General features: G+C 38.9%; 17 protein-coding genes. 5 read left to right on the top strand and 12 right to left on the bottom strand.

Annotated features, from left to right (window positions below):
- The first annotated feature begins 134 nt into the window (after window positions 1–134).
- The 3 genes from GJU39_RS19030 to GJU39_RS19020 all read left to right on the top strand — a co-directional run bounded on the left by GJU39_RS19030 (window position 135) and on the right by GJU39_RS19020 (window position 4148).
- On the top strand, window positions 135–1751 hold the full coding sequence (locus tag GJU39_RS19030) for a DUF4139 domain-containing protein (protein ID WP_154282589.1): 1617 nt from the start codon (window positions 135–137) through the stop codon (window positions 1749–1751).
- 120 nt (window positions 1752–1871) lie between these two features.
- Entirely contained in the window at window positions 1872–2777 is a 906-nt protein-coding gene (locus GJU39_RS19025; RefSeq protein WP_154282588.1) for a TIGR01777 family oxidoreductase, read from the top strand.
- Window positions 2778–2813: 36 nt separating this feature from the next.
- Entirely contained in the window at window positions 2814–4148 is a 1335-nt protein-coding gene (locus GJU39_RS19020) for a cryptochrome/photolyase family protein (RefSeq protein WP_154282587.1), read from the top strand.
- Here GJU39_RS19020 and GJU39_RS19015 read toward each other — a convergent pair.
- The 8 genes from GJU39_RS19015 to GJU39_RS18980 all read right to left on the bottom strand — a co-directional run bounded on the left by GJU39_RS19015 (window position 4138) and on the right by GJU39_RS18980 (window position 12832).
- The gene (locus GJU39_RS19015) at window positions 4138–5046 is read right to left on the bottom strand and encodes an FKBP-type peptidyl-prolyl cis-trans isomerase (protein ID WP_154282586.1); all 909 of its coding nucleotides are present in this window, start codon (window positions 5044–5046) and stop codon (window positions 4138–4140) included. The genes GJU39_RS19020 and GJU39_RS19015 overlap by 11 nt on opposite strands.
- Window positions 5047–5538 (bottom strand): FKBP-type peptidyl-prolyl cis-trans isomerase, encoded by a 492-nt coding sequence (locus tag GJU39_RS19010; RefSeq protein ID WP_245228020.1) that lies wholly within the window; start codon window positions 5536–5538, stop codon window positions 5047–5049.
- 83 nt (window positions 5539–5621) lie between these two features.
- Window positions 5622–6071 carry an FKBP-type peptidyl-prolyl cis-trans isomerase gene (locus tag GJU39_RS19005; RefSeq protein ID WP_154282584.1) on the bottom strand — a complete coding sequence of 150 codons (450 nt, stop codon included), beginning with the start codon at window positions 6069–6071 and terminating at the stop codon, window positions 5622–5624.
- 161 nt (window positions 6072–6232) lie between these two features.
- Window positions 6233–8026, bottom strand: coding sequence for an acyl-CoA dehydrogenase family protein (locus GJU39_RS19000; RefSeq protein ID WP_154282583.1), 1794 nt, complete (start codon window positions 8024–8026; stop codon window positions 6233–6235).
- A gap of 182 nt (window positions 8027–8208) precedes the next feature.
- Window positions 8209–8562: a four helix bundle protein gene (locus GJU39_RS18995; RefSeq protein WP_154282582.1), complete on the bottom strand. Its 354-nt coding sequence runs from the start codon at window positions 8560–8562 to the stop codon at window positions 8209–8211.
- Between the two features lie 110 nt (window positions 8563–8672).
- Complete coding sequence (locus GJU39_RS18990; protein ID WP_154282581.1) at window positions 8673–9848, bottom strand: acetyl-CoA C-acyltransferase; 1176 nt, start codon at window positions 9846–9848, stop codon at window positions 8673–8675.
- Between the two features lie 138 nt (window positions 9849–9986).
- The gene (locus GJU39_RS18985) at window positions 9987–12392 is read right to left on the bottom strand and encodes a 3-hydroxyacyl-CoA dehydrogenase/enoyl-CoA hydratase family protein (RefSeq protein ID WP_154282580.1); all 2406 of its coding nucleotides are present in this window, start codon (window positions 12390–12392) and stop codon (window positions 9987–9989) included.
- Between the two features lie 5 nt (window positions 12393–12397).
- Window positions 12398–12832, bottom strand: a complete 435-nt coding sequence (locus tag GJU39_RS18980) for a MarR family winged helix-turn-helix transcriptional regulator (RefSeq protein WP_154282579.1) — start codon at window positions 12830–12832, stop codon at window positions 12398–12400.
- A 164-nt stretch (window positions 12833–12996) separates the two neighbouring features.
- Between GJU39_RS18980 and GJU39_RS18975 the strand changes: the two genes are divergently transcribed.
- Window positions 12997–13917 (top strand): hypothetical protein, encoded by a 921-nt coding sequence (locus GJU39_RS18975; RefSeq protein WP_154282578.1) that lies wholly within the window; start codon window positions 12997–12999, stop codon window positions 13915–13917.
- Between the two features lie 187 nt (window positions 13918–14104).
- Here the strand turns inward: GJU39_RS18975 and GJU39_RS18970 are convergent, their stop codons facing one another.
- From GJU39_RS18970 to GJU39_RS18960, 3 genes are all read right to left on the bottom strand, one after another.
- Window positions 14105–15418 (bottom strand): DUF6089 family protein, encoded by a 1314-nt coding sequence (locus tag GJU39_RS18970; protein ID WP_154282577.1) that lies wholly within the window; start codon window positions 15416–15418, stop codon window positions 14105–14107.
- An 89-nt stretch (window positions 15419–15507) separates the two neighbouring features.
- Window positions 15508–17223, bottom strand: coding sequence for a gamma-glutamyltransferase (ggt, locus tag GJU39_RS18965; protein ID WP_154282576.1), 1716 nt, complete (start codon window positions 17221–17223; stop codon window positions 15508–15510).
- The gene (locus tag GJU39_RS18960) at window positions 17195–18970 is read right to left on the bottom strand and encodes an AMP-dependent synthetase/ligase (protein WP_154282575.1); all 1776 of its coding nucleotides are present in this window, start codon (window positions 18968–18970) and stop codon (window positions 17195–17197) included. Before GJU39_RS18960 ends, ggt begins: the two co-directional genes overlap by 29 nt.
- A 267-nt stretch (window positions 18971–19237) precedes the next feature.
- Here GJU39_RS18960 and GJU39_RS18955 point away from each other — a divergent pair, with 267 nt between their 5' ends.
- Window positions 19238–19711: a hypothetical protein gene (locus GJU39_RS18955; RefSeq protein ID WP_154282574.1), complete on the top strand. Its 474-nt coding sequence runs from the start codon at window positions 19238–19240 to the stop codon at window positions 19709–19711.
- An 82-nt stretch (window positions 19712–19793) separates the two neighbouring features.
- Here GJU39_RS18955 and GJU39_RS18950 read toward each other — a convergent pair whose 3' ends face one another.
- Window positions 19794–21626, bottom strand: coding sequence for a M61 family metallopeptidase (locus GJU39_RS18950; protein ID WP_154282573.1), 1833 nt, complete (start codon window positions 21624–21626; stop codon window positions 19794–19796).
- Between the last annotated feature and the right edge of the window lie 819 nt (window positions 21627–22445).

The following is a 22445-nucleotide window of genomic DNA, read 5'->3' as shown; positions in this document are numbered from 1 at the left end:
TATCTTATTTTTTTCAGGCATCAAAAACTGGGAAAATTCTTTACATACAGGCAACAAAAAAAATATAGTTATGGAAAGCCGGCCATTCGTTCATCTTCAGTTAAAATACAAAACGATTACCTTAATTAAACCCGATGAAACGAATCTTATTTGCGCTATTATTTCCCATAAGTGTTTTTGCTCAACAACAGATCAAAAGCAAAGCATCCTTAGAAAGTGTAACAGTCTATAACAATGGCGCTCAGCTCTCCCATATGGGAAAAGTGAATCTCCCTGCCGGCACATCAGAAATTGTAATTAACAACATCTCCGGGCGGGTAAATGAAAATTCAATTCAGGTAGGCATTTCTGGCGGTGTAACCATTTTAGCCGTTCAGTTTAACCGGGATTTTTTAAATACAGATGCCGCGAACCCGGAAATCAAGAAACTGAATGATAGTATTAAGATTGTTACTGCTGCTGTTACGAAAACGAAGAATGAAAAGGCTGTAGAGGAGCAGACTTTACTATTACTGGATGAAAACAGAAAATCTGGCGGAACCAGCAATGGAACCAATGTTTCCGAATTAATTAAACTGGCAGATTATTATCGGTCTAAAAACACCGAAGTAAGAGGAGCAATTACTGCGCTTTCGTTGATTGAGGAAAATCAAAATCAAAAACTCACTGCGCTACAGCAGCAGTTAAACGAGTTAAAAAACAATCCGAATGAGCAACTCGGACAGCTGGTGTTGCAATTAATGTCAAAAACCACCACACTGGCAGATTATAATATTTCATATGTTACACCAGGTGCGAGTTGGTTGGCCAGTTACGATATTAAATCTGCCAGCACAGCTAAGCCGCTCGGATTGGTTTACAAAGCAGCCATCACCCAAAATACCGGGTTAGATTGGAGAAAAGTAAAACTTTCCCTATCCACCGGGAACCCAAATTATAATATTACTGCCCCAACTTTAAATCCCTGGTTTGTTTCCACTTATCCGCAGGTACAGAAAGCGTTAACGGGACAAGTTTACGGCATGCAAACAGCTGACAATAAACTAAATGAAACCATTATGATAAGAGGTATCAGTACGCAAAAAAAAGCTGCAATGCCTGCTCCATCAACAATAAACAATTACACTTCTGTTAATGAAACGCAGTTAGGGGTAACTTTCGATATCGATATTCCTTATGACATAAACAGCGACAATAAACCCCACACGGTTTCATTTAAAGAATATGAAGTACATGCTAAATACAGATATTATGCGGCACCCAGATTAAGTAATGATGCTTTTTTACTGGCTGATGTGTTGGATTGGGAAAAATTGAATCTTCAGGCCGGCAATGCCAATATCATTTTTGAAGGAACTTATACAGGCAAATCTTTCATTAACCCTGCAAATATTCTGGATACTTTAAGCCTGAGCATGGGTAAGGACAAAAAGATTATCATCACTAAAGAAAAACAGGAAGATTTCAGCAGCACAAAATTGATTGGTAGCAATAAAAAACAACTGTTTACTTATTTGATCAAGATTAGAAACACCAAAAAAGAATCCATAGAACTATCGCTTAAAGATCAGTATCCGCTATCAACAGAAAGCGATATTGAAATAGAATTGCTCGAAAGCAACGGCGCAACAGTAAATAAGGAAACGGGAATGCTATCCTGGCAGCTGAAAATTGCACCCAATGAAACGAAGACGATTAAATTGAGCTATTCGGTTAAAGCACCAAAAAATAGAATCATCGCTGGTCTTTAGTTTATCGTCTATCGTTGGTCGTCCTTCGTTTATCGTCGCAGCTCGGTTTAGTCTTTAGTCTTTAGTCTTTAGTCTTTAGTCTTTAAAAAAACCCTTTCGCATGTTTAGTGTTTAAAATAGATGGCGAAAAAGATTCTGATTACAGGCGCAACCGGACTTGTTGGAACCGCACTCAAAAAACAGTTACTGAACCAGGGATATGAAGTAAATACGCTTTCCCGTAAAAAGGATAGCGATCCAAATAATTATGCCTGGGATGTTTACAAAGGAGAAATCGATGTAAACTGCCTGATTGGTGTGGAGGCCATTGTTCATTTAGCGGGCGAACCAGTGGCTGACAAAAAATGGACTGATGAACGAAAAAAACAGATTCTTGATAGCCGGGTGAAGTCGACCGAATTACTTTTTCAAGCTATAAAATCCAAACCTGATCATCAAATAAAATCCTTTATCTCTGCCTCTGCCGTTGGTTATTATGGGGATTGCGGTGATGAAATCTTAACTGAAGAAAGCCCAAATGGTTATGGATTTCTTGCAGAATGTTGCAAACTGTGGGAAGATGCAGTTGATCAGGGAAGGAAATTAAGTTTACGGATCGTAAAACTGCGCACTGGCATTGTTTTTAGTAATGATGGCGGTGCTTTACCTCAACTTGATAAAACTGTAAGATTATTTGTAGGAGCTCCAATTGGAACAGGGAAACAGTGGACGCCCTGGCTCCATTTAGACGATATGGTTGAAATGTATATTTATGCCATAGAGAATTTGCAAATGGAGGGTTGCTACAATGCTTGTGCCCCATATCCGGTTACGAATGAAAGCTTAACAAAAGCCATTGCGAAACATTTACATCGCCCGGCATGGCCAATCAAAGTGCCGAGAAAAGCAATTGAATTATTAATGGGTGAAAGAGCCGATGCTGTATTGATGAGCAATAATACTTCTGCTCAAAAAATTTTAAATGCGGGTTTCAAGTTTAAATTCACACATTTGGATGATGCGTTGTCGAATTTGTATCAAAAATAAAAGTCTTCCAAAGCCAGTATATAAAATCAGAAATAAATGAACAATGAAAATTCAAAGTCCCCTTCAGGGGATTTAGGAATTAGTATTTTTTGGTTCCGCCGCGATTTGCGTTTAGAAGACAATGCCGCATTATATCATGCCTTGAAAGGCGGGCATCCCGTTTTACCACTTTTCATTTTTGATCAGAATATTCTGGATAAACTGGCAGTTGATGATGCCCGGATTACCTTCATATATCAAACTGTTGCTGATTTAAAGACTGTACTTCAAAAGTATGGATCAGATGTACTTGTTAAATATGGCAAGCCTGAGGAAGTATGGCCTGAAGTATTAAGAGAATATGATGTTGCAAAGGTTTATACCAACCATGACTACGAACCATATGCCCGGGAACGTGATGACAACATGGCCGAGTTTTTAAGAAGTGAAAAAATCGAATTTAAGACTTTTAAAGATCAGGTGGTTTTTGAGAAAGGAGAAATTTTAAAGTCTGATAAAACACCCTATACCGTTTTTACACCGTTTTATAAACAATGGCAAGCTAAATTGAACGACTTTTATCTTAAAGCTTATCCAACAGAAAGATATCTCAATAACTTTTTTAAAACTAAATACTTGCCTTTGCCAACGCTAAAAGAAATGGGCTTTGAAGTGAGCAAATTAGCATTTCCAAAAATCAGCTACCAGGACAAACTAGATAGTTATGCAAATGAACGCGATTTCCCGGCAATAGCAGGAACTACCAGGATTGGTTTGCATTTGCGCTTTGGAACCGTGAGCATCCGTAAAGCAGCAAAGGATGCAGTTGACGCGAAATCAAACGTTTGGCTTTCAGAACTGGCCTGGAGAGAATTTTATATGATGATTTTGTGGCATTTTCCATATGCTGCCTTTAACTCTTTTAAAAAGCAATATGATCACATCAAATGGCGAAATAATGAGAACGAATTTAAAGCCTGGTGCGAAGGAAATACGGGCTACCCACTTGTAGATGCAGGCATGCGTGAGCTAAATGAAACCGGTTGGATGCACAACCGCGTGCGCATGGTAACAGCAAGTTTTTTATCTAAACACCTGTTAATCGACTGGCGATGGGGTGAGGCTTATTTTGCCAGTAAACTGCTTGATTATGAAATGGCAAGTAATGTTAGCGGATGGCAATGGGCTGCTGGTTCTGGAAATGATGCCGCACCATACTTCAGGGTTTTTAACCCCGAATTACAAACCAAGAGATTTGATCCTAAATTTGAATACATTAAAAAGTGGGTACCAGAGTTTGGAACAAAAAAATATGCCCAACCAATAGTTGAGCATAAATTTGCAAGGGAAAGGGTTTTAAAAGTTTTTAAGGAGGGGTTGGCTAATTCGTAACGCTAACAATTTCGATATCGAAATCCAAATCTGCATTTGGCGGAATGATATAATCTCCAGTTGAAGAATTTCTGCTTCCTGCCTGACCATAACCAAGATCTGAAGGAATAAATAAGCGAAGCTTAGTACCAGCTTTAAAGTTTTTTAGTATATCCCAACCAGGAATTACTCCTACCAAAGTCGTTGAATATGTACCCGCTGTATTTGAGTCAAAGATTGTCCCAGTTAGAAGTCTGCCAGTATAATTTACAATTAAGGTACTTGAAGACAACACTTGACTTCCCGTTCCTTGTTGCGTAACGATATAACGAACGCGGGAAGGGTCTTTGATAGCGGTAAGATTATTGGATCTTAAAAAATTATTAAGTTCTAATTCATTTATATCATGAATTTTAGACTCGTTGTAAATGCCCAACTCAACTAAAATATTCTCGTTTGAACCTACGTTTATAGCGCTCAAACCATTTTTACCAAAAGCTAAGTTAGAAGGCAAAACTAAGCTCGCTTTTCCGCCTCTGCTTAATTTCGACAAAACTTCTCTGATACCTGTAAAAACATAAGACGTACCAGCAATTGCAAATCGATCTGTATAACCCAAAAAAGTACCAGGAATCATAACATCAGAACTTTGATTTAAAACTTGTCCATTTAAAGTTTTAAATGTATAAGAATAATATACAGAATCTGAATTTTTCACACTAGCTCCAGTCCCTGGTGAGGTAACGCTATAGTAATATCCAGTTGGATCCTTTGTAAATTTTAAGCTGCTGGCTTTTACGAAAGCCTGAATCGCCGTATCATCAATCGTTTCGATTGAATCATATTCCTTCTCGCAGGCGCTAAAAAGTACTGTAGCCAATAAACATAAGCAAAGGCTAAGTTTGGTAAATTTGTTCATTTAGTTTGAAACTTCTGTAAGTGTGATATTAAAATCGAGTATAGAATTCGCTGGGATATTTGCTCCCTGGGCTACATTTCCATATCCGAAATAGGAAGGAATAATTAATCTGATTTTTCCTCCTTTTTGAATTTTTGGAATGCCTATCTGCCATCCGGGGATTACTCTGCCTAATGAAAAAGTTATCGGCGTGCCTTTTGAACTATCGAAAATATTTCCATTAAGCAACCTGCCTTCGTAATCTGCTGTAATTTGAGTGTTTGTTGTGTAAGAAATGCTTCCTGTTCCAGGTGCTATTATTTCATAAAAAACACCAGATTGATCTTTAACTGCATTAATGTTGTTCGCTTTAACAAAAGCCCTGATGGCCGTTGTATCTGCTTTAAACTGCGGTACTGGATCATAAGCTTCGAAAGCCTCATTCTTTTTACAGGAAGCAAAGCATCCTGCAAAACAGACGAACAGTATTAAATATTTGAATTTAAGCATCATTGGCAAAAATAAGCTTTTAATACGGATGCTCCAATTTTTAACCAATTTTAACATTCCTGAGAAATTAGCCGTAAATATTGATATTATTTAGCGTCGGACAACTGGATTGTAAAGTCAAGCACAGAATTACCTGGGATTGGGCCTGTTGCACCGCTTCCGTAACCTAAGCCCGGAGGAATAATCAACCTGATCTCGCCACCCTTTTGAATTTTAGGAATACCGATTCTCCAACCCTGAATCAATTGTGAAAGAATAAAGGTTTGTTCTTTACCACTCCCATTATCGAACACCGTTCCATCCAATAACCTTCCTTCGTATTTGATCGTGATACTCGTACTGGCTGGATAAGTAAAGTTTCCGGTGCCTGGTTTAATGATTTGATAATATAAACCAGAAGCATCTTTCGTTGCGGCAATATTATTTTTAGCAATAAAATCAGTGATTTGCTTATCCGGATCTTCATCTTTTTTACAAGAAGAGATTGCGGTTACGACAAGCAGCATAAAAAGAGTAAGGTGTTTAATTTTAATCATTTCCAAAAATAGGATTTAATGTACAACTGACAAAGCCATACTTAATCTCTTTTTTATCTCCAAAGAATAATTAAAATTGATTATACAGGTATTAAAAAAAGGTTTAAGATCCTAATGTTATACACCCGAACCTTAAACCTTCAAACCCTTAACCTTCTCCCTTAAAAGATATATTTATTGGCTGCTATTAGTTCTTGCGCTACCCTTTGGCGGGCATCTTTTACATTAAATGGTTCTACTTTTGTAAACCTGCGTAAGCCCACCAACATCATGCGTTGTTCATCGCCTTCTGCGAAAGCCCAAAGTGCTTCTTTACCCGCTTTGGCTACACCATCAACAGCTTCCACCATATAAATGCGCAATAAATCCAGTTGAACAGCTGTTGCTGCCTCCCCCTTTGTAGCAACTAATTTCTCAGTCCTTAACAAAGCTGATTCAAGTACATAAACATAACCAGCCATATCTGCAATGTTCATTAAAATTTCCTGCTCTTTGCTGAGCGTCATCATGAGTTTCTGAACTGCCGCACCAGCAACCATTAAAGTTGCCTTTTTTAAATTTGCCAGCACTTTTTTCTCAGCAGCAAACAGCGTGGTATCTTCCTCACCAAAATCTGGAATGCTCATTAATTCTGCAGCTACTGCTGTTGCCGGGCCCATTAAATCGAGTTCGCCTTTCATTGCACGTTTCAGCATCATATCAACAGTAAGCAAACGGTTAATTTCGTTTGTTCCCTCGAAAATTCTATTGATTCGCGCATCGCGATAAGCCCTGTCCATTGGTGCATCGGCACTAAAGCCCATCCCACCGTAAATCTGAACACCTTCATCCACAGTATAATCCAAGGCTTCAGAACCCCAAACTTTTAAAATGGCGCATTCAACAGCGAATTGCTCTACGGATTTTAGTCTGGCTTTGCCAGATTCCATTCCACCGGCAACCAGTTGATCATAAGTATCATCTATATTTTGTCCGGCCCTGTAATTCGCTGCATCGACAGCATACAATTTTGATGCAATTTCTGCAATCTTAAAACGAATGGCACCATATTTAGAAATCGGCCGGCCGAACTGACTACGTTCATTCGAATAATTAATAGCTGTATTTAGCGTCGCTTTTGAAGCCCCGATTGCCGCAGCAGATAATTTAATCCGCCCAATGTTTAAAATATTTACCGCAATTTTAAACCCATTTTCTCGATCACTCAGCATGTTCTCAACTGGCACAGCGCAATCGTTGAAGAAAACCTGGCGTGTAGAAGAGCCTTTAATTCCCATTTTATGTTCTTCCGGATTCATGGTAATGCCCCCAAAATCTTTCTCTACAATAAATGCAGTTAAATTTTTATCGTCGTCTATCTTGGCAAAAACGATAAAAATATCTGCGAAACCACCATTGGTGATCCACATTTTTTGTCCGTTGATGATATAGTGTTTCCCATCTCCGCTTAATGTGGCTTTTGTTTTTCCCGAATTTGCATCTGAACCGGAATTGGGCTCCGTTAAGCAATAAGCAGCTTTCCATTCGCCAGAACCTAACTTCGGAATGTATTTTGCCTTTTGTTCTTCATTACCATAATATAAAATTGGCAATGTTCCGATGCCGGTATGTGCTGAAAGCGCCACAGCGAAAGAGTGACCAGCACCAATTACATCAGCTACCAGCATGGAAGTATTAAAATTCTTTCCAAAACCTCCGTATTCTTCTGGCACAGAAACACCAAGAATCCCCAGTTCGCCAGCTTTGGTTAATAGCGTAGGCATTAATTCAGGATCTTCCTGTTTGTCTATTTTATCTAGATTGGGGTATACTTCAGCTTCCAGGAAATCGCGACAAGTTTGTGCAATCATCTGTTGCTCTTCATCAAATTCTTCAGGGATAAATACATCCTGATAAACGGTTTCTTTAATTAAAAATTCACCGCCTTTAATTGTCTTTTTTTCGGTTGTTTCCATTATTTTAGTATCTAGTAGCGAGTATCAAGTATCAAGATTTGGGTTTAAAAACTTGAAGTCGCTGGGTTTTGGTATTCAGTAGCGAGTATCAAGTATCAAGACCTCGCTTAAACTCAAAATCGCTGTATTTATTTCTCTTTATTGGCATTCAATCCTGATACTCATATCTGGGTAACACTTAATTATACTTTAATACTTCTATCCAAAGCGTAAATCATTTTTTGTATTTCAGTTATTTTCTCAATTAAATCAGTTGACAATTCATTATCTATCAATTTTAGCCGGTTTGAAATGATTAGCTGCGTTTCCAATTCGAATGCCGAGCCTTGGCTTATGTTCAAAAAATATTTGAATTGAGCACTACTTCCTCTGCCAGACCCTTCGGCAATATTTGATGAAATCGAAACAGAACACCTCTTCATTTGCGAAACCAAACCATACTTTTCATCATTAGGTAAAAGTGAAGTTACTTTGTAAACTTCAATTGCCAAATCAATTGATTTTTGCCAAACTTTTAAATCTTTAAAATTGTGCATATGCCTTAGTATTTAATAATGTGTACAAATATGTTCAGGATGATTTTTTGCAATTGCCTTAACACTCGCTATTCAATCTTGATACTTGATACTCATATCTTGATACTATTCTACAACAATTCAAAAATTCCTGCTGCTCCCTGCCCTGTACCCACGCACATGGTTACCATTCCATATTTTTTATCCTGTCGTTTCAATTCATTCATGATTTGCACGGTAAGTTTTGCACCGGTACAACCCAGCGGATGACCTAAAGCAATTGCGCCACCGTTTACATTAATGATGTCTGGATTTAAACCCAGCGTTCTGATTACAGCCAGAGATTGAGAAGAGAAAGCCTCGTTCAGCTCAATCAAATCTATATCATCTTGTTTCAAACCAGCTTGTTTTAATGCCTTCGGAATCGCTTCAATCGGGCCGATGCCCATAATTCTTGGCGGAACCCCGGCAACACTGTAACTCACCAATCGTGCAATCGGTTCAGCATTCAGTTCTTTCATTTTCTTTTCAGACACTACTAAAACAAACGCGGCACCATCTGATGTTTGCGAAGAGTTACCAGCAGTTACACTTCCCACTGCATCAAAAACAGGTTTCAATTTTAACAATTTCTCCAGAGTAGTATCTGCACGCGGTCCTTCATCCGTATCTACTACATAAGAGCGTGTTTTCTTTTTCAGGTTATCATCCAAATAATTTTCATTTATCGTGATGGGCAAAATGCCATCTTTCAAATGACCATTCTTAATGGCTTGAATTGCTTTTTCATGAGATTTAAGTGCAAACACATCCTGATCTTCCCGACTAACTTTATATTCGTTGGCAACGGCTTCTGCTGTCAGGCCCATTCCCCAATACCAATCGGGATTATTTTTTGCTACTTCGGCATTTGGAACCAGCTTCCAGCCCCCGAAAGGCATTCCACTCATTACTTCTACCCCACCGGCAATGATACAATCGGCCATGCCTGCTTTAATTTTCGCAACAGCAGTAGCGATGGTATCCAGTCCTGATGCGCAATAACGATTTACGGTTACACCCGGAACTTTTTCAGTATCCAGGCCCATTAATGAAATCATCCGGCCAATATTCAGTCCCTGCTCTGCCTCTGGTGTGGCATTCCCCACAATTACATCATCAATCTGTTCTTTATCTAAATTCGGAACCGATGCGACCAAAGCCTTGATCACTTCTGCGGCTAAATCATCAGCCCGTGTAAAACGGAATACGCCACGAGGTGCTTTACCTACTGCAGTACGATATCCGGCTATAATATATGCTTCCATTATTTTAGTATCTAGTAGCTTTTAGTATTAAGTAGCGAGTATCAAGTATCAAGACTGGGCTCAAAACTGGAGATCGCCAATTTTATTTTTAAATTTGTTCAGAATCTTGATACATGATACTCATATCTTGATACCCATTTAATTTCTCAACGGTTTCCCTTTGGTAATTATTGATTGGATCCGCTCTAACGATTTTCTTTCTCCGGCGAGCGATAAAAATGCTTCTCTTTCCAAATCCAGTAAATATTGTTCACTTACCTCTGTTGGCGAAGACAAATCTCCACCACACATCACGTAACCTAATTTTTCAGAGATTTTTTTATCATGTTCAGAAATGTAATGTCCGGCGTACATACTATTTGCACCGGCATATACAATTCCTAAACCTTGCTTGCCAAGCACTTTAATATCTGTTCTTTGAACCGGTTTGGTATAACCTGCATCTGCCAGTTCAATTGCTTTTGCTTTTGCATCGGCCAGCAGGCGATTACGGTTCATGGAGATGGAAAATTTATCTTTTTGAAGGTAGCCCAACTCATAAGCCTCATAACCTGAAGTAGAAACTTTCGCCATACCGATGGTTAAAAAGCGATCTTTCAATGCATTTTGAACGATTTGATCATCTTTATATTCATCAGAAGCACGTAACGCGAACTCTTTTGTTCCGCCACCACCTGGAATAACCCCAACGCCAAATTCCACTAAACCCATGTAAGTTTCTGCGGATAACTGAACATGATCTGCATGTAAGCTAAATTCACATCCTCCACCTAACGTGAGGTTATGCGGTGCTACTACAACAGGAATTGAAGAATAGCGGATGCGCATGGAAGTATTCTGGAACATGCGAATGGCCATATTCAATTCGTCCCACTCCTGCTCTACTGCCATCATGAAAATCATCCCGACATTTGCTCCGGCAGAAAAATTTGCACCATCGTTACCAATTACCAAACCGCGGTAATCTTTCTCGGCCATATCAATGGCTTTGTTAATTCCTGAAATTACGTCGCCGCCAATGGTATTCATTTTAGTATGGAACTCTACATTTAAAATGCCATCGCCTAAATCTATAATAGAAACGCCAGAGTTTTTCCAAAGGGTTTTATTCTCGCGAATATTATCCAGAATGATAAAATCATCGGTGCCGGGGAGCGCTTTGTAAGATTTTGTCGGAATATCATAATACTTTTTAACGCCACCTTCTACTTTATAAAACGATGTATTTCCAGCATCAAGCATTTCTTGAACCCAAGCCGCAGCCTGGTTTCCATATTGTGCCATCCCTTCAATTGCTGCTGCAACGCCAACAGCATCCCAAAGTTCAAAAGGACCTAATTCCCAGCCGAAACCAGCACGCATGGCATCATCTATCCGATACAGTTCATCAGAAATTTCCGGGATTCTATCCGAAACGTATTCGAATAATCCGAAAGAAGAATGACGGAATAACTCGCCTGCTTTATCTTTTCCTTTAGCAAAAATCTTCATGCGTTCCTGAAGGTTTTCAACTGGTTTGGTCATTTCTAAAGTGGAAGACTTAACTTTCTGTTGTGGCTTATACTCCAGCGTTTTTAAGTCAAGCGCTAAAATTTCTGTTTTGCCTTCTGCAGTTTTTGTCTTCTTATAAAAACCTTGTTTGGTTTTATCACCCAACCATTTATTTTCTTCCATTTTCTGCACATAGGCTGGGAGTTTAAATAGTTCGTGTGCCTTATCTTCAGGGCAATTATCATAAAGTCCTTTAGCCACTTTGATCATGGTATCTAAACCGACTACATCAGAGGTACGGAAAGTAGCTGATTTTGGTCTGCCCAATGCCGGGCCAGTAAATTTATCAACCTCTTCAACTGTTAAATCCAGCTTATCAACCAAATGAAGTAAGGCCATAATGGAATAGACACCTACGCGATTTGCAATAAACGCGGGTGTATCTTTACACAAAACAGTCGTTTTACCTAAAAATTTATCGCCATAATGCATCAGGAAATCAACGATTTCCGGATTAGTATATGGCGTCGGAATTACTTCTAACAATTTCAGGTAACGTGGAGGATTAAAGAAGTGCGTTCCGCAGAAGTTTGCTTTAAAATCTTCACTCCTGCCTTCGGCCATTAGATGAATAGGAATGCCTGAAGTATTTGAAGTGATTAAAGTTCCGGGTTTGCGGAATTGCTCTACCTGTTCGAAAACTTTCTTTTTAATGTCGAGGTTTTCTACAACAACTTCTATTACCCAATCAAAGCCGGCAATCTTCGACATATCATCATCGAAGTTTCCGGTTTTAATTTTATTTACCGCTTTTTTAGAATAGACCGGCGATGGATTGGTTTTTACTGCCGTTTGTAAGGCGGTATTTACAATTCGATTCTTAACCGCCGGCTGATCAAGAGTTAACCCTTTAGCCTGCTCTTCGGGCGTAAGTTCTTTGGGTGCAATATCTAAAAGCAAAACCTCTACACCAATATTGGCGAAGTGGCATGCGATACGCGAACCCATTATACCTGATCCCAGAACAGCAACTTTATTAATGCTTCGTTTCATAATTATTAATCAACAGTATATGCTACAGTTATATCATTTAATTTTATTAACAAATTGATGAACGTTTCCTTTTCTTTTTTAGAAAAATGTTCATCGAGATACTCATTAAATTTTCGAACAACTCCTTTGGCCAGCTGTTTTTTTTCTTTACCAAAATCAGTCAGGAAAACTTTTACAGAACGTTTATCGCCAACTGATGTCTCCCGATAAATTAATTTAGCCTCTTCCATATTATTCAGCATTCGCGAAAGGCTAGTTGCTTTTACACCAAGTAAGCCAGCCAGGTTAGAAACAGCAGTACCTTCATCATCGTTAATATTAATTAACATATAGCCGATTGCCTGGGTAATCCCAAAGCTGGCAGCCATTTGATTATACTTATTAAACATGTTCTGCCATGCGAATTTGACATGGTAATCTAATGTTTGTTGTTGTTTCATTTCACGAATTTATTATGCTTGCATAACAAAGCTAACGAATGTATTTTGTTATTGCAATAGAAAATTTCAAAATAATTGTCAAAAGATTCTTATTATAATTGCACACAAATCATATCCGCAGAATTATGCTTTTGATCAAAAAGATTCTCCTCATCCATTTAATAATGCTCACTGCTATTAGCAGTATGGCACAAACCGCCTATTTTGGAAACGTGCCTACAAATGCTGATAAACTTGAGGCTTTCAAGAAAACGACTACGTTATTTACGCTACCTTATGCAGATTACAAAAATATTGATCAGTTTGAACAGGCTATAAAAAAGAGCTGGACCATTACGCCCTATAAAATCATTAAGCCTGAGGAATTGGTTAACTATCAAACCTCTGCCAATTATTCATTTTTCTATCTGGATACCTACGGCGAACAAATCGATACGATTAAAAATCTAAATCTGGTTTATGGACTAAAAATGATCTCGCCAACGCTCAAACCAAAGCAGATGCAGGAAACCACCCTGGCTACGGTTACTTTATTTCCTGATGCGGTTAGCACATTGCAAATTATATTGGTAACTGAAGAAGGAGGGTCAAAAAGAGCAACAAAATCTAAGCAACTCGGCATGTTGTACAATCATTCCAAATTTTTAAACTGGTCGGCGGGCTTGCTTAGCGGCTATTTGAAACAGATTAATGATGGGCTATTAATGAAACAAACACGGGGCCTGGATTATCAGTTTTACAACAAAAAAAGGCTTCCGGAATTAGTGGAAGAAACATTATACATTCCGGAATATGTCCGGGAGGTTTTTTCTTCGCAACCGGTTACTTTAGTACAAGCTCCGGCTGAGGAACAATATCGCTATAAATTTAAATTTGTAACCAATGCGGCATTAGATAGCTTGATTTTAAGTAAGGAATCAAACATCAAATACCTGGTATACACCAAGCGTTCAAATGATAAAATGATCAGTATCTACGATAGTAAAGATGGATTACTTATTTACCAGATGTTTTCTTTCCAGGCGCCAAACTTTAGTATGAATGATCTGAATAAGATCAAAAAGACAATTAAAGAAATCGAATAAGATTAAAACTGATTGTTTAATAGTGCAGATATGCCTTATCGGCGATGTTCGTTAATCTAATAAACTTGCTTCAGCATCTGATTTACCTAGAGACCTGCTTTTGTAAAACCATTTAAAACAGAAAAATTAATGCACAAAAAAAGCTCCCGATTTTCATCGGGAGCTTTCCTTTTATAAGTTAAATCGACTAGTAAAGTGTGAACTCTACACGACGGTTTTTCTGACGACCAGCTGCAGTTTTGTTTGTTGCAATTGGCTGACCCATTCCGTAACCTGTAGCCTCAATACGTGATGCATTAGCACCTTGAGATACTAAGTAAGCTTTAACAGATTCTGCTCTTTCTTTAGATAAACGTAAGTTTAATTCTTTAGAACCAGTATTATCTGTGTGACCAGCTAATTTTAAGCTAAAGTTTTTCTGAACCAATAATCCGGCAACTCTATTTAAAGAAGCGAAAGATTTAGAACGGATAGTAGCTTTACCTAAATCAAATTCTAAGTTTTTAATGGCTTCACTAACTACTTTACGATCTTCTTCTGTAATAATGGTTACCTGAGGTTTTGGAGCAACTAACGGACATCCAGAACCATCTACTACCGTACCAGATGGAGTATCAGGACATTTATCTAATTTATCAGCAACACCGTCGCCATCGCTATCTTTTAAAAGATCAGCCATTTCTGAACGTAATTTAGCGTTCTCAGCTTTTTGAGCATCAAGATCACCTTTTAATGCGTCAGCAGCTTGTTTAGCTTTTACTGCTTCATCATAAGTTAATGCAACCGGATTGTGGAAAGCCAATTGTTTTCCACTTCCTAATGCAAATTCTAAACCAGCATAAGCATAGTTATATTTATCATTGCCCCCTTTGTAATAACCATCTAAGTTATCACCATCAACAAAGTTGATTGTCCAGCCTAAATCGAAGTTTACTGCATCAGAGATTTTAAATTTAGCACCAAGACCTACCGGAATGATTAATTCGCTAATCGTTTTATCACCAGCATATAGTGAAGTACCAGTTGCTGTTGTAATTGTTGGTTTGTAACCAGCTAAGCCTGCTCCGACAGATGCATAAAGTTGTAAAGCATTCTCTTTCTTAAACATATCGATGTTAAACATGTTAACAACAGCATTTAAGCTACCCGAATATTCTAATTGGGTATCAAAAGCCTGAACCGAAGAGTTGTTTACTAAGCCACTTTCGTAAGCTTCTGTATTATCGCCTTTTAATTTACCTCTAACCCCGTCTAAACGTAACGAGAAATAAGGGGTAAATTGTTTTTTAATGTAAAGGCCATAACCAAAACTAGTTTTGTTATTGCTAAAATCATTTTTACCACCTAGCGGAGAAAGTGGTGTTAAAGCACCAGCATTTACACCAATAGACCAGGTTCTGAATTTCGTTGTTGGGGAAGCCGGCTCCTGTGCGGAAGCAGCAGTTCCGATAAACAAACCGGCTAAGGCAACCGGTAAAGATTTAAATAGATTTAATTTCATGTTTGTTAAATTAATTTGTAAGCGTTTGCCACAAAGAGCAATTGCCATACCAAAAATATCATTTCAATGAAATTAAATTAATTTATCATTTAATAGCCAACGGCTATGTCATCACCCCGTGGATCTGCACCGCCCTGATAGCTTCCTGAACTGGTTTTTAAAATGGCATCTACTCTGCCAATTGCACCCCGGGGTGATATTTTATACCCCTTTAACTTTAGCTTTTCTATCGTCAGACTATCAATGGCATCTTTTTCTACGTATACTTCATCGGGCAACCACTGGTGATGAAATTTCTTAGCAGCAACTGCTTGTTGCATATTCATATCAAAATCAATTACATTAATTATGGTCTGGAAAACAGATGTAATGATGGTAGAACCGCCGGGCGTACCAACTACCATAAATAAATTTCCATTTTTCTCTACAATGCTAGGGGTCATGGAGCTTAACATTCTTTTATTCGGAGCAATTGAATTTGCCTCACCTCCTACTAAACCGTACATATTTGGTGCACCTGGTTTTACAGAAAAATCGTCCATTTCATTATTTAGAAGAAACCCTGCGCCTTTTACCGCTACCAATGCGCCGTATGACCCATTGAGGGTAGTGGTAATGGAAACGGCATTTCCATCATGATCTACGATAGAAAAATGTGTGGTTTCTTCATGCTCAGCCCCCTTAATCTCCCCGGCCAAAACCTGGTTACTTGGCGTTGCCACAGCCCAATTGAAACCAGACATCCGCTTACGGTTGTATGCAGAATCAAGTAACTGATTTTGCGGCACCTTATAAAAATCAGGGTCGCCCAGGTGTGTGGCGCGGTCTGCATAAACCCTTCTCTCCGCCTCCACAATTACCTGAACGGTAGAATCAGCATTATAGCCCCATCTTTTTAGGGGAAAAGGTTCTACACTTTTCAACAGTTGAACCAGCGCTATACCGCCGCTTGAGGTTGGCGGCATGGTGATCACTTTATAACCCCGATAATCACCAGTAATAGGTTTCCGCCAGGCAGAATGATAGTTTTTTAAATCTTCTTTAGTAATCAGCCCTTTGCCCCTTTGCATTTCCGCAACGATTGCATCTGCCACCGTTCCTTCGTAAAACCCTGACCGCCCCTTTTCCTGAACCAGCTTCAAAGTATTTGCGAGTTCCGTTTGTACGAGCAGATCGTTTTCTTTCCAGGTACTTTCCAGATTTACAAAAGCAGTTCCGTCCGGATTAAACCTCATGAACTTTTGATGCAAGCCGTTTAACTCTGCTGCCTGACGCTTTGTGATCTTGAAACCTTTCTCGGCCAAATCTATCGCAGGTTTAAGAACTTCTGCCCATGTTAATTTACCGTATTTCTGATGCGCCTGCACCATTCCATCTACAGAACCAGGAACGCCAGCGGCTAAATGCCCGTATAAACTCTTGTTTACTATCGGGTTTCCAGCACTATCCAAGTACATATCACGGCTGGCAGATGCAGCAGCTTTTTCTCTAAAATCGAGCGTATTTACCTCCCCTTTAGAAGATCGGTAAACCATAAAACCACCGCCACCAATGTTTCCTGCATTTGGATAGACTACGGCCAGCGCAAACTGAACAGCAACAGCAGCATCAATGGCGTTACCGCCTTTCTTTAAAATTTCAATACCAACCTGCGAAGCTTCCGGATGTGCAGAAACCACCATTCCGTTTTTATACTCACCACTATTATTTTTTCCGAGTTGCCCGGTTACGCAACCAGACAAAACGATCGCGACAACAATAAAAAGAGCTGATATCTTAATTTTGGGCCTTATAGTTTTCTGCATCCTTGTATATTTTCTCGATGATATCGATATTTTTCTCGGTGATTACTTTCCTTTTAAAACTTAATTTTGGTGTAAGTTCGCCACCCTCGATACTCCATTCCTTAGGCAGTAAAGCAAACCTTTTTACCTGTTCCCACTTACCTAAAGCAACACCTAAAGCCTCAATTACTTCGGTATACTTTGTTAAAACCTGATCATTTTTAATGAGCTCTTCGTTAGTTGTATAAGCAATTCCCTTTCTTGCTGCCCAGTTTTTTAAAGTTTCAAAATTAGGAATAACTAAAGCTGATGGAAATTTCCTGTTTTCACCTAAAACCATAATCTGCTCTATAAATATCGATTCCTTATATTTATTTTCCAGTATTTGCGGCGCAATGTATTTACCTCCGGCAGTTTTGAACATCTCTTTTTTACGATCTGTAATTTTAAGAAACTTGCCCTCTATCAGCTCGCCGATATCACCAGTATGAAACCAGCCATCCTGATCAAGCGCTTCAGCTGTTAAATCAGGTCGTTTATAGTAGCCTTTCATTACGTGATGACCTCGGGTTAATACCTCGCCGTCTTGCGCTATCTTAACTTCTACACCGGTAATTACTTCACCTACGGTTCCAAACATTGTACCGCCAAAACGATTTACGGTAATTACCGGAGAGGTTTCTGTTAGTCCATACCCTTCAAAAACAGGCATACCCGCTGCCCAGAATATCCGGGCCAAGCGTGGGTTCAGTGCAGCACCGCCCGAAACAATTACCACAATTTCTCCCCCCAGGGCTTCCTGCCACTTTTTAAATACCAGCTTTCTGGCAATGCTCAATTTGAAATTATACCACGCACCGGCATCGAGGGTGTATTGCTCTGCCAAAGCTACAGACCAGAAAAAGATTCGCTTTTTAACACCTGTTAGTGATTTGCCTTTTTCCATAATCTTATCGTATACTTTTTCCAGTAAACGTGGGACGGTGGAAAATAAATTTGGTTTCACATATTGAATGTCGGCTACAATAGTTTCCATACTTTCAGCATAGTAAACTGCGGTATGATTATATAAATAAAGATAAATAATCATTCGCTCAAAGATGTGTGATAAAGGCAAAAAGCTTAATCCTTTTTCTCCTCCTTTGGGAATGATAACCAACGAATTTAAAAAATTAGATACCAGATTATTATGGGTAAGCATTACGCCTTTTGGCGTTCCTGTAGTACCCGAGGTATATATTAAGGTAAGAATGTCTTCCGGCTCAACCTTTTCCCTGTATTCATCCAAATTAATATCGACGGCAGCTTTACCCAGATCGGTTAATACCTTCCAATAGTCAACACCCTTAACTTCACTAAAGCTGTATATTTTTATATCCGGATTTACCTCAAGAACACAAGGCTTTATCTTTTCATATAAAATCTCATCTGCTACAAAGACGATTGATACCTCAGCATCTTTCAGAATAAACTGAATATCGTGTGCGGCCAAAGTTGGATACAGTGGAATCTGATAGGCACCGATTTGATTCACTGCGAAATCGGCAATATTCCATTCCGGCCGGTTGTGAGACATTACCGCCACCCGGCTACCTTTTGTAACGCCTTGCTTAATTAATCCACGGCTCAGGTGATCAACAGCATCGCAAAAAGCATCTGTACTATAATTTACCCACTTCCCGTTAATTTTACCACTAACGAATTCTTGCTTAGGCTTTTCCAAGCTGTATTTTAATAGATCGAAAACTCGTGTAATTTCTGCAGCCATATCATTCTATAATATTTGGTTAAGTTAAAAAAATCAAAGCTGAAAGGACATATATAAAGATATGTTTTGATGTAATAATTAAGATTGACACCCTAAATGCTCCCCCACACCTTTCCTTCGAAATATTTTAATAAACTTAAGAATTACAGAATTACTATGCAAGCATTGTTTTTTTATCCTGATATTTTTACCCAAAAAGTATAATCGGCATTAAAGTTGTTATGCAGATCTTAATTAAAAAAAATATTAATTTAAAAAAGCTCGATTATGAAGAAGTTATTTACAATTTTAGGTTGCGTAGCATTGTTTGCAGTAAGTACAACGAAAGTTAGTGCTCAGGATTACAAAAATGCGATTGGTGGTCGTTTTGGTAGCTACAATGGTGTAACGTTTAAAACAGGGCTAAACAAAAATGCAATGTTGGAACTAATTGGTAATTTCAGAAGTTCCGATAACGTGAATTATTTTCAATTGACTGGTTTGTACGAAGTGTACAACAAAATTGGTGGCGCACCTGGCTTGAATTGGTATTATGGTGGTGGTGCCAGTGTTGGATCAATGAAAGTAAAAGGTTTTGATGGCGATGTTTATTTAGGTTTAAATGGTGTTTTAGGTTTAGATTATAAATTTAATGGTGCGCCAATTAATTTATCTTTAGATTGGATTCCAACATTGAGATTAACTCCTGATACAGATTTTTACAGTGGTGATGTTGGTTTAGGTGTACGTTTTACTTTCTAAGCATTACATTTCAACAAAAAAACCCGTTAAGAAAAATTTCTTACCGGGTTTTTTGTTTCTATAAACAACTTAAAATCTAGGTTTATTTCCCTAACCATTTGGCAAACACCGCTTTCTGAGCTGGTGTGGCATCTTCCTTTATGGTTGGTTTTAAACGCACATTTGGATTTTCTTTTAGGGTTAAAGCGATTTCTTTATCCAGTCCATCCCGTTTAACTTTCAATTTTAAAACCTCTCCAATGTTTTTCTTCGTTACCAGCGGTAAGGTTTCAAGCGATAGCTGTGGACTTCTTAATTTGATGGTTTCCAAAGCATCATTTACTATTACACCATCTAATGAGATGATCTCATCATTAACGTTTAACCCTGCAATCCATGCTGCCGAGTTTCTGGCTACCGAAGTTACATTGATGGTTCCGTTATTGGTTAGTTGTCCGCTGGTGCCCGTTACCGGTTTATTTGGCGTTGCGTTTTCCGTTGCGACATCAATGCCGGCATATTCGAAATATTTTTTATACTCAATATCGTCTACACCATTAATGTATTTTGTCCAGAAATTAGTGAAACTTATTCCAGAGATTTTTTCCACCATCGCCTTAAATTCAGCATCAGTATATCCGCGTTTTAATGTTTTACACTGCAGGTACATTGCTTTCATTACATCATCAAGACTTTTTTGTCCTTTAGTAGCATTGATAATTTCCAAATCCATCAGAATCCCAACTACTTCTCCTTTACTATAGTAAGAGATAGAATTGTTTCTTGAGTTTTCATTCGGGCGATAGCCAATAATCCAGGCATCATAACTAGAAGATGCCGCAGACTGATACTTTGCTCCTGGGGTATTTACGACTGTTCCAATGGCGCCGGCAAGGTCGTTCACAAATGTAGGAGCATCATTAAAGCCTGCCCGATGCATGTATTTATTTTCGTAATATGAGGTGAAACCTTCTGCCACCCAAAGGTTAGTGGTGTAGTTTTCATTATCGTAATCGAATGGCCCCAAAGCTACCGGACGTAAACGTTTCACATTCCAAAGGTGATGATATTCATGTGCTACAAGCGCCAAAAAGCCTTTATAACCAGCTTCTGTATTGTATGCATTTCTGGTTGCACCCAAAGTAGTAGAGTTTAAATGCTCCAAACCGCCACCGCCTCTTAAAAAATTATGAACGATAAAAACGTAATGTTTATTTGGATTTTCACCATAAACCTTAGTGGGCTCTTCTACAATTTTGGCCATATCTACCTTCAGTTTTTCCTTATCGTAATTACCGCCACCATACATGGCTACTTCATGACGAACACCTGCAGCCATAAATTCAAAAACATCCTGATTTCCCACTTCTATAGGGCTATCATATAAAATATCGAAATCAGTTGCTTTGTAAGTGAATGCTTGTCCAGAAACCGGCTCTAATCCTGTAGAAACTTTACTCCAGGTATTATAAGGGATTATTTTTACAGTACTTGGAGATTTAATCATTCCATCAGGATGCATAAAGATTCCTGTTGGTGATAAAAAAGCATGAGATTCATCAATAAAGGGTGTACGCACGGAAATTTCAAATGCATAAACGCGGTAGTTAATTTTAATGTTATTCGCTTTCGCAGAAAATATCCGCCATGTGTTCTTTCTAACTTTTTCTACTTTAGCGGCTTTACCACCTGCGGTTGCTTTAAATTCCTCTACACTTTTTTCAAACTCACGTACCAAATAGGAACCTGGTGTCCAAACCGGCATTTTAACATCTACATAATCTTTTGCCAAGCCAGAAATATTCATCTGAACTTCTGCATAATGAGCTTGTGGTTCTTTAAAAGAAACTTCAAAGCCAATTTTTACCTGCGCCTTCGCTGTCATAATACACGTTAGTAGTAAAACTAAACCTAAAATTGATTTTTTAATAAACATATTAAATGTGATTTGCCACAAATTTAAATTTATTGCTTAGGTTTTCGAATTAAAAACTAGCCTGAGGTGTAAAATAGTTGTGAGTTTGGTGTTTAGAGTCTTTAGTCCGAAGTCTATAGTCAAGAGTCGACGGGCGATAGCCTTTGAAAGTTTGGAGTCGGGAGTCTTTAGTCCGAAGTCTATAGTCAAGAGTCGCTGGGCGATAGCCTTTGAAAGTTGGGAGTCTTTAGTCCAAAGTCTAATAGTCAAGAGTCGATGGGAGATCGCATTAAGTTCGGAGTTGTGAGTTTGGAGTCGAAAAAGTAAAGTTGCCAGGCTGTGTTGTAAACTCTGCCTACCGTTTGGAGTTATTCATCATGCTAAACTCCGGACTCCCGAATAAAGACTCCTGACTCCAAACTAACCAAGGATAGCAAAAAACCTATCCGCCCCGGACTCCCGACTAAAGACTCCCGACTCCAAACTAACCAAGGATAGCAAAAAACCTATCCGCCCCGGACTCCCGACTAAAGACTCCCGACTCCCTACTAAACCAAGGATAGCAAAACCTATCCGCCCCGGACTCCCGACTAAAGACTCCTGACTCCTAACTAAACCAAGGATAGCAAAAAACCTATCCACCCCGGACTCCCGACTAAAGACTCCCGACTCCAAACTAACCAAGGATAGCAAAACCCTATCCGCCCCGGACTCCCGACTAAAGACTCCTGACTCCGAACTAACCAAGGATAGCAAAAAACCTATCCACCCCGGACTCCCGACTAAAGACTCCCGACTCCAAACTAACCAAGGATAGCAAAAACCCTATCCACCCCGGAC

Origin of the sequence: Pedobacter petrophilus (assembly GCF_009674725.1) — a bacterium.
Lineage (GTDB): Bacteria > Bacteroidota > Bacteroidia > Sphingobacteriales > Sphingobacteriaceae > Pedobacter > Pedobacter petrophilus.
Note: the sequence above shows the minus strand (reverse complement) of the source record. Positions and strands in the feature narration are given on the sequence as shown.

Excerpts from the sequence above, each read along its gene's own strand:
- GJU39_RS19030 (WP_154282589.1), top strand. The coding sequence starts at position 135 with ATGAAACGAATCTTATTTGCGCTATTATTTCCCATAAGTGTTTTTGCT.
- GJU39_RS19025 (WP_154282588.1), top strand. The coding sequence starts at position 1,872 with ATGGCGAAAAAGATTCTGATTACAGGCGCAACCGGACTTGTTGGAACC.
- GJU39_RS19020 (WP_154282587.1), top strand. The coding sequence starts at position 2,814 with ATGAACAATGAAAATTCAAAGTCCCCTTCAGGGGATTTAGGAATTAGT.
- GJU39_RS19015 (WP_154282586.1), bottom strand. The coding sequence starts at position 5,046 with ATGAACAAATTTACCAAACTTAGCCTTTGCTTATGTTTATTGGCTACA.
- GJU39_RS19010 (WP_245228020.1), bottom strand. The coding sequence starts at position 5,538 with ATGATGCTTAAATTCAAATATTTAATACTGTTCGTCTGTTTTGCAGGA.
- GJU39_RS19005 (WP_154282584.1), bottom strand. The coding sequence starts at position 6,071 with ATGATTAAAATTAAACACCTTACTCTTTTTATGCTGCTTGTCGTAACC.
- GJU39_RS19000 (WP_154282583.1), bottom strand. The coding sequence starts at position 8,026 with ATGGAAACAACCGAAAAAAAGACAATTAAAGGCGGTGAATTTTTAATT.
- GJU39_RS18995 (WP_154282582.1), bottom strand. The coding sequence starts at position 8,562 with ATGCACAATTTTAAAGATTTAAAAGTTTGGCAAAAATCAATTGATTTG.
- GJU39_RS18990 (WP_154282581.1), bottom strand. The coding sequence starts at position 9,848 with ATGGAAGCATATATTATAGCCGGATATCGTACTGCAGTAGGTAAAGCA.
- GJU39_RS18985 (WP_154282580.1), bottom strand. The coding sequence starts at position 12,392 with ATGAAACGAAGCATTAATAAAGTTGCTGTTCTGGGATCAGGTATAATG.
- GJU39_RS18980 (WP_154282579.1), bottom strand. The coding sequence starts at position 12,832 with ATGAAACAACAACAAACATTAGATTACCATGTCAAATTCGCATGGCAG.
- GJU39_RS18975 (WP_154282578.1), top strand. The coding sequence starts at position 12,997 with ATGCTCACTGCTATTAGCAGTATGGCACAAACCGCCTATTTTGGAAAC.
- GJU39_RS18970 (WP_154282577.1), bottom strand. The coding sequence starts at position 15,418 with ATGAAATTAAATCTATTTAAATCTTTACCGGTTGCCTTAGCCGGTTTG.
- ggt (WP_154282576.1), bottom strand. The coding sequence starts at position 17,223 with ATGCAGAAAACTATAAGGCCCAAAATTAAGATATCAGCTCTTTTTATT.
- GJU39_RS18960 (WP_154282575.1), bottom strand. The coding sequence starts at position 18,970 with ATGGCTGCAGAAATTACACGAGTTTTCGATCTATTAAAATACAGCTTG.
- GJU39_RS18955 (WP_154282574.1), top strand. The coding sequence starts at position 19,238 with ATGAAGAAGTTATTTACAATTTTAGGTTGCGTAGCATTGTTTGCAGTA.
- GJU39_RS18950 (WP_154282573.1), bottom strand. The coding sequence starts at position 21,626 with ATGTTTATTAAAAAATCAATTTTAGGTTTAGTTTTACTACTAACGTGT.